At 47.4% G+C, this 8300-nt stretch carries 6 protein-coding genes and 1 pseudogene; 5 read left to right on the plus strand and 2 right to left on the minus strand.

Features of this window, described 5'->3' with window-relative positions:
- Positions 1 to 206 precede the first annotated feature (206 nt).
- From Xkoz_RS12700 to Xkoz_RS12720, 5 genes are all read left to right on the plus strand, one after another.
- Positions 207 to 1640 (plus strand): serralysin family metalloprotease, encoded by a 1434-nt coding sequence (locus Xkoz_RS12700; protein ID WP_099142511.1) that lies wholly within the window; start codon positions 207 to 209, stop codon positions 1638 to 1640.
- 185 nt (positions 1641 to 1825) lie between these two features.
- Complete coding sequence (locus Xkoz_RS12705; protein ID WP_099142512.1) at positions 1826 to 2146, plus strand: AprI/Inh family metalloprotease inhibitor; 321 nt, start codon at positions 1826 to 1828, stop codon at positions 2144 to 2146.
- 39 nt (positions 2147 to 2185) lie between these two features.
- The gene (locus Xkoz_RS12710; protein WP_099142513.1) at positions 2186 to 3925 is read left to right on the plus strand and encodes a type I secretion system permease/ATPase; all 1740 of its coding nucleotides are present in this window, start codon (positions 2186 to 2188) and stop codon (positions 3923 to 3925) included.
- A 50-nt stretch (positions 3926 to 3975) separates the two neighbouring features.
- Positions 3976 to 5313, plus strand: coding sequence for an HlyD family type I secretion periplasmic adaptor subunit (locus Xkoz_RS12715; protein WP_099142514.1), 1338 nt, complete (start codon positions 3976 to 3978; stop codon positions 5311 to 5313).
- 11 nt (positions 5314 to 5324) lie between these two features.
- On the plus strand, positions 5325 to 6731 hold the full coding sequence (locus Xkoz_RS12720; RefSeq protein ID WP_099142523.1) for a TolC family outer membrane protein: 1407 nt from the start codon (positions 5325 to 5327) through the stop codon (positions 6729 to 6731).
- Positions 6732 to 7340: 609 nt separating this feature from the next.
- Here Xkoz_RS12720 and Xkoz_RS12725 read toward each other — a convergent pair.
- Together Xkoz_RS12725 and Xkoz_RS12730 are read right to left on the minus strand one after the other, a co-directional pair.
- Positions 7341 to 8117, minus strand: a complete 777-nt coding sequence (locus Xkoz_RS12725) for an alpha/beta fold hydrolase (protein WP_167386587.1) — start codon at positions 8115 to 8117, stop codon at positions 7341 to 7343.
- A 63-nt stretch (positions 8118 to 8180) separates the two neighbouring features.
- A pseudogene (locus Xkoz_RS12730) lies at positions 8181 to 8300 on the minus strand (IS982 family transposase); the annotation flags it as partial.

An 8300-nucleotide genomic window follows, 5' to 3' on the forward strand; every position in this document is an offset into this window, starting at 1 on the left:
ATTAATAATTAAGTACATAAACTAAATTTGTTTAATATGTATTCTAAAACAATATATTAATTATTTTTACACCGGCAATAACTAACGCTATTTTATGCTGGAGTTTTATTTCTGAGAGGATCTTGGAAAGAATTTAAAACTCTTACTCCCGTTTTTATAAAAATTTCGGGTTATAGGATAATTGTCTTGTTTTAAAGGAGATTTATATGGCCTCAAAGAAAAAGTATACCTACAAGGGGTTATCTGATTCCAGTTACGTTCAGGATGTTAATTCGCTTCTCAAAGCCTACGCACCAAATTACGATCCCTCTATTCGTGTTGCGCATGATCCATTAGGAGAAAATGCGCCTGATGAGCTTTTGCGGGGGGATTATCAGTGGGCGAATAAATATGTTAATTCCTCTGGAACACTGGAATTATCATATCATTTTATGACATCGAAACCGGCTATCATGCCGCTGCTTAAAATTTCGGGTTTCAGTGCCTTTAATGAAGAACAGAAAGAGGCCGCGAGACTGTCTTTACAGTCTTGGTCTGATGTTGCCAACATTAAATTTACCGAAGTGAGTAGTATCAAAAAAGCGAATATCACGTTTGGTTTCTTTGATTATAGCCAAATGAAGGATTATGCCTTTGCCACTCTGCCACAAGGACAAAAAAACGCGTTTACATGGTATAACGCGAAAAGCCATACGTTTGTCGATAATGACATTGATGTGAATGGTTATGCCCGCCAGACTTTTACCCATGAAATTGGACACGCATTAGGATTGGAACACCCTGCCGATTATGATGCGTCTGACAAAGTGCGTCCAAGCTATATCACTAAAGCAGAATATTTCGAAGATTCTCGTGCCTATACAGTCATGAGTTATTTCAGTGAAAAATATACGGGCCAAGATTTCAAAAGTCATTATTCATCGGCGCCTTTGCTGAATGATATCTCTGCCATTCAGGCGTTGTATGGCGCCAATATGGAAACCCGTAAAGGGGATACCGTCTATGGTTTCAATTCCAATACTGACCGTGACTTCATGACGGCCACTGATGCGGACAGCAAACTGGTGTTCAGTGTCTGGGATGCCGATGGTGAAGATACCTTTGATTTCTCTGGTTTTACCCAAGATCAGCGTATTAACCTGAATGAGGGCGCTTTTTCTGATGTTGGCGGCTTGAAAGGCAACGTTTCTATCGCCCGTGGTGTCATTATTGAGAACGCCATTGGCGGCAGCGGTGATGATATTCTGGTCGGTAATAGTGCGGATAACATCCTGAAAGGTGGCGCCGGCGATGATGTCATTTATGGCGGACTTGGCGGTGATCATCTGTGGGGCGGTGAAGGCAAAGATACCTTTGTTTATCTGGACGGTAAAGAATCGCTGAAAGACAATCCAGACTGGATCCACGATTTCATCTCTGGCGAAGACAAGATCGATTTGTCTGAATTCAATTTCGGCGGTACTGGCGACATCAAATTTGTCGATTCCTTCTCCGGTCAATCTGGCGAAGTGCTGCTCACATATGATGAAGTCAACGAAGTCACCGATCTGGAGATTAGCCTTGGTGGCGCTCTGGTGAGCAATGATTTTCTGGTGAAAGTGATCGGCCAACCGTTAACAGAAGCCGATTTCATCGTTTAATTGATGTCATCACGTTAATTGAATATTGCCGTATGCCCCGCAGGATACGGCAATATTATGGGCATGATGGAAAGTGAAAGATGGCAGATCCTGTACGTTGTGGTGGTCGGTTTTATATATCGAGATCGTTTCTATTAAAAACGATCTTTCCGATAATTTTTGCACTCTTTTTTGTAGGAGGCTGTATGGCGAGTAGTTTGAGACTTCCAACCGCGGGTGAATTAAAAGGCGTGTGGCAACTTTCCGATGGGAATAAGCAGTGCGGTATTGAATTGACCGATATCCGTTTAGCCGAAGGTTCACTTTGGGCTTTGAAAAGTCATGCTTGTGTGACGGAGTTGATTGGGCAGCCCGTTAAAGGATGGTATCCGTCCCCAGATGGCATCACATTGACCGATGATGATGGCAATAGTTTGGCCTTTTTTAGCCAGGAACCCGCCCAATGGATCGCTTACTTGATTGATGGCCGGGAACTGGTCATGACGTTCAGCGGCGCACGTCAATAACGCATTTTTGTTTTTTCAGTTAACGATAAAGGGATTGCAGTGAAATTACGCTTTCCGCAGGATGAAATCACGGATGTTATCCGTGCACGCAGCAAGGTCTTCTGGACTCTTGGATTATTTACGGCATTCATTAACGTGCTGATGCTGGTTCCCTCTATTTATATGCTGCAAGTCTATGATCGAGTGTTGCCCTCCAGTAATGAAATGACCTTGCTGATGCTGACCTTGATCACGTTGGGGATGTTCGCCATCATGGGCGGGCTGGAATATATCCGAAGCCAGGTGGTGATCCGCGTCGGCAGTCAGTTTGATATGTGCCTGAACCAGCGGGTTTATACCGCTTCCTATGAATCCAACCTGAAAAATGGTTCCACCGATGCCGGGCAGATGCTCAATGACCTGGCGACCATCCGCCAGTTCCTAACCGGCAATGCCCTGTTTGCCTTTTTTGATGCACCCTGGTTTCCGGTCTATCTTTGCGTCATTTTTCTGTTCAGCCCGTATTTGGGATTGCTGGCGCTATTTGGGGCGATCATTTTGATCATGCTGGCAGTGTTAAACCAGTGGTTATCCCAAGCGCCTTTAGCGCAAGCCAGCCAGCTTTCTCTGCGTTCAGCCAATTTGGCCAGCACTAACTTGCGCAATGCCGAAGTGATTGAAGCACTCGGCATGTTGCCTGCATTACGCCGTCGTTGGTTTGGCCTGCATCAGCGTTTCCTCAATTTTCAGCGTATCGCCAGTGAACGCTCTGCCGCTATCACGGCGCTGACCAAAACGGTACGTATGGCCTTGCAGTCGTTGATCCTTGGCCTGGGCGGTTGGTTGGCGATTGAAGGGAATATCACACCAGGGATGATGATTGCCGGTTCCATTTTGATGGGAAGGGCGTTGTCGCCGATAGAACAGTTGATACAGGCATGGAAAAGCTGGAGTGCTGCCCGCTTGTCGTGGCAACGATTGGACACGCTACTGAAAGCCCAACCAGAGCGCCAGAGTGGCATGTCATTGCCGCCCCCGAAGGGCGTATTGCTGATGGAAAAAGTATCGGCCATGCCGCCGGGTAAGGCACAAACCTCGCAACAGGGATCATCATCAACCCACCCATATGTCTTGCAGGATATCAATTTTACTTTGAATGCGGGTGAGGTCTTGGGGGTGATTGGCCCCAGTGCGTCGGGTAAATCGACATTGGCTCGCCTGTTGGTCGGGATATGGCCGGCGCAAGAAGGCGTGGTACGGCTGGATGAGGCTGATATCTACCAATGGAACAACGATGAATTAGGGGCATTCATCGGTTATCTGCCGCAGGAGATTGAACTGTTTGGCGGCACGATCGCAGAGAATATCGCACGTTTTAATGAGGTTGAGCCTGAAAAAGTCATCGAGGCGGCGAAAAAGGCCGGTGTCCATGAACTGGTGCTCAATCTTGAACGGGGTTATGACACCCTAATCGGCGTCGGTGGCATGGGGTTGTCCGGTGGGCAGAAACAGCGCATCGGTTTGGCTCGCGCCCTGTATGGCAACCCATCGCTCGTGGTGTTGGATGAACCTAACTCGAACCTGGATGATGTGGGCGAAAAAGCCTTAAGTCATGCGATTGCACAATTGCGGGAACAGGGGAAAACCGTGGTAGTCATCACTCACCGGCCTTCACTGCTCTCGCAAACAACCCAAATTTTGCTGTTGGTGCAGGGGAAAATGAAAATGTTTGGCCCTTCCCGGCAAGTGATGGCGGCGCTATCTAACGCACAATTAAACGCGGTCGAACGTGCCTCGTAACATAACCAGCCAGATGTCAATGTCTGGGATATTTCAATCTGGGAGTCAAGATGTCCTATCAGATTAACACAAAGGATGCCCAAAACGCGGTATCGGAATTATTGCCGCTGGATGCAAATCGTTACTTGCGGATCGGCTGGCTGATTATTGGGATAGGCATGTTAGGGTTTTTCATCTGGGCCGCGTTTGCGCCCCTCGATAAAGGGGTGGCTTCGTCGGGTATTGTCGTGGTTGATGGGAATCGCAAAACGATACAGTCGCCGGTTAATGGCATTATCAGCCAAATTCAGGTGAAAGAGGGGGAGCAAGTGAAAGCGGGGCAGGTTTTGGTTCAGCTCAGTCAGGTGCAGGTGAATGCACAAATTGACTCCCTGAAACAGCAGTTTTATACCACATTGGCCACCGAAGCCCGACTGTTAGCCGAGCAACAAGGGCAGGACACGCTGGTTTTTTCGCCTGCACTACGGGATCAACAATCGGAACCGCGTATTAACGCGATTTTGGCCTTGCAGAAACAGCTTTTTTTATCACGCCGTGAAATGTTGCGCAGTGATCTGGCGGGAATGCAACAGGCCGAAGAGGGAGTGAATTTTCAAATCAAGGGGCTGCGGGATGCGTTGATAAATAAACAGCAGCAGCAAATTTCACTTAAGGAACAGGTTACGAATTTGCAACCCTTGACGGCAGAGGGCTATTTTCCCCGTAACCACTATCTGGAACTTCTGCGTAGCCAAAATGAATTAAGTGGCAATCTCGCTGAAATGACAGGAAAAATTGGCCAGCTTGAAAAACAGCGGCAGGAAACGCAGCAGCGAATTATCCAGCGTCAGGCGGATTACCAACGTGAGGTGCGCAGCCAATTGGCCGATGTACAGGTTTTGGTGAATGAGCTGAGAAATAAGCTGGAGACGGCACAATTTGATTTGTCACATACCTCTATTATTGCGCCGGTGGAGGGTTCGGTGGTGGGATTAAGCGTGTTTACCCAGGGCGGTGTGGTGGCTTCCGGCGAGAAATTAATGGAGATCCTGCCAACCCAGCGTGTGCTGGAAGTCGAGGCGCGTTTGATGGTGAACCTGATTGATAAGGTGGCTGTAGGGCAGGGCGTTGATTTGATGTTTACCGCATTCAACCAGAACCGGACGCCGAAAGTCACCGGCGAGGTGACGGTGGTTTCTGCTGACCGTTTGGTGGATGAGCTGACGAGAGAGCCTTACTACCAGATGCGATTAAGGGTCAGCCCTGAAGGGATGGAGAAACTGGTCGGGTTGAATATCAAACCCGGTATGCCTGTTGAGGTGTTCGTCAAAACAGGGTCGCGTTCGTTGTTGAGTTACCTGTTCAAGCCATTAATGGACAGGGCGTCTACCTCGCTGATTGAGGAGTAATGGAAATGTTGATGGCTAATAAACGGACGCCGTTATCCACCCTATTTTCTAAAACATTGTTGCCAATGTCGGTTGTATTGATGCCAGTCTTACTGCTGGCATTATTTCCCCGTTCAGCCGGTGCGCTCTCCTTAACGGAGGCTTATGCACTGGCATTGCAGCACGATCCCACGTTTCAGGCGGCGATCAAAGAGCAGGAAGCGGGGCAGGAGGAAAAAAACCTTGGGCTGGCGGAGTTGTTGCCTAAGCTCACGTTCAGTTACCAGAATGCCCCCAAAAACGGGCAGAAGATGGACTCACAATCGTTGGATCGGCGGGGCAGGATCGTCAAGGAGCGCCGTGACCGGCAGTATGACAGCTATAGCGGTGCGATTATTTTGACCCAACCCGTGATTGATTTCGAGGCATGGGCGCGTTATCGAACCCGTCAGGCTTATGCCTTGATGAGTAATAGCCGTTTTCGGGCGGACAGCCAACAATTGGCGGTCAGGGTGGTGAACCGTTATGTGGCTGTCGCTTATGCGCAGGATCGGCTGGCACAAGTTTCCCAGCAACGGGCAGCCTATGAGAAGCAATTGGAACGGAACCAGAAATTGTTTTCTTCCGGTGAAGGTACTCGCACCGATGTCGCGGAAACCCAGGCACGTCACAGTCAGGTTTTGGCTGATGAGTTAGCGGCGCAAGACGAGTTGGACGCCGCCATTCGTGATTTGCAGTTATTAGTTGGCATACCGTTGCCAATCGATGTGCCTGTCAATCGGTTATCCAACGCCCCACAGTTCAAAACGATCAAACTGGACTTAGAACACTACGCGGATTGGGAACAACGGGCGTTACGCCAGAACCCACAACTGGCTGTAGCCCGTCAGAAAGTTGAGGTGGCGTATCACGATATTGAGCGTAGTCGGGCGGGATACCTGCCGAGACTGGAGCTATATGCTTCCCATAGCGAAAATAAATCCAGTAGCGACAACAGCATCGACCAAAAATACCGGACGGATTCTATTGGATTGCGGTTATCCGTGGATCTCTATAATGGCGGGGGCACCACGGCGGCAGTGCGCCAGTCAGCCGCAAATTATGGCAAAACTAAATTTGAAATGGATGCACAGACGGGGGAAATCCTGAATGCACTAAGGCGCAATTATAACGCCTGCGTAAATGGCGAAAAACGGATACGTGCCTATGAAGTGGCGGTGGAAGCGGTCGCATTACAAGTCAAGGCAACCCAAAAAAGTGTGGCATTGGGACAAAGAGTGAATGTCGATATATTGAATGCCGAGCAGCAACTCTATACCGCCCGTCGTGAACTTTCTCAGGCAAAATATGACTATATGCAAGCGTGGATTGGGTTATTAAATGAATCTGGCCAATTAGAGGGTGAACATATTAAGTTAATTGCTGATTATTTTGGGTAAGTTATTTCATATAAGGCGTCGTGATTAAATGATGTCATGGTAATGTTCTATTCAGTCATAAAAAAACAGCATACCTTATTATCAGGTTATGCTGCTTTTTTATGGTGGAAAAATCATAATTAAAATTAATATTGTTGGCTCCATTGATCAAATGGAGTTTGAGGTGAGTTTTTAATACAAATTAAATGAAGTGTAAGGTTAGGGATAATTTTTATCAGTGGGAATTATTGTTGCTATAAATACGCTATACCAATCCAACTTCAAGTTTCAGCTTGCAAACCAGTGGGCGTGTTTATACCCGTCGTCTTTCAAGTTGCCGCTTTGTTGGCGGCGCTCATTCACCCCAGTCACATAGTTATCTATGCTCCTGGGGGGCATTCCCTTGCCGTCGTGCTGCATCTTGAAATCCATAGGGTATATATCTCCTTTTTTATTGCATCGGCCTGTTACAAGGCGGTGGGTAAAAAATAAACAGAATAAATTGGTAAGAGGTGGAAAAGTGCCTGTGAAAGCACAGTCTCCCAGTAATACAAGGTTCAAAGGGTGCGTAAAGCCAGCCTGATTGTACTCTGGACGTTGACCGCCGCAGTGTAGCATGTGGTGTTATGTTTAAACACCCGTTGCCATCCTTACAGTTTGATTGAAATTTTTGGCTAGAAAGTTCATCATTTCTTCCAAAATTTCATCTGATTTTTCAAAAATGGGTATATGAGCAGCATCCCGCAGTACGACTAGTTTTCCACTGCGAGCAATCGCCATTTCTTGTGCGGCTGCTGGTGTAGCGACAATATCATCTTCGCCGACTAACACCAGTACTGGAACTTTTTTATTCTTTGGTTGCCTCGGCTTAACCTGCGATAGTGCCTCGGCGCATCCTGCATAACCTTCTGCTGGGGTGCGGCATAGCATCTGTTTCATTCCTATAGCTGATGGTGTGTCACGAAATTCAGGTGTTACCCAACGAGAGAAGATTTCTTGAATTCGATGGTCTAAGCCACGCTTGCGGATATCATCGGCCATTGTGCTCCAGATAGATTGTGTAGCGGGTGCAAGATAGGTGTCAATGAGCACCATTGACACGAGTCGCTCAGGTACACTGTCGGCTAAATGCTGGGCGATCACTCCACCGATTGGGACACCCGCTACCGAAAACACATCTATTCCAAAATAATCCGCAACTCTGAGAACATCTTTGGCCAGATCCTCTATAAGAAAAGGAACCTGCCCAACTTCACTCAGGCCATGTCCTCGCATATCCAGACGCAACACACGATAGTCTTGAGTTAAACTCGAAACCATCGGATCCCAGAGATGTAAATTCGTCCCAAGAGAATGAAGTAATACCAGAACAGGGGCGTCACTGGAGCCTTGTAAATCAACATGCAATATTCATTCACCAGATTTCACGAACATGCTTAAACCTCCTAACCTAATTAACCCGAATTCTGCTTAAGCCGTCATTGAAAAATCGTCTTCTGAGTAGAAAACTTTCAGTGATGGCTTCTTTAATTTAAGGCAGTAAGCAATCAATCCCCCTAAGACGCACAACAGAAAGCCTTTTATACTTCG

Origin of the sequence: Xenorhabdus kozodoii (assembly GCF_002632875.1) — a bacterium.
In the GTDB taxonomy this organism is placed as follows: domain Bacteria; phylum Pseudomonadota; class Gammaproteobacteria; order Enterobacterales; family Enterobacteriaceae; genus Xenorhabdus; species Xenorhabdus kozodoii.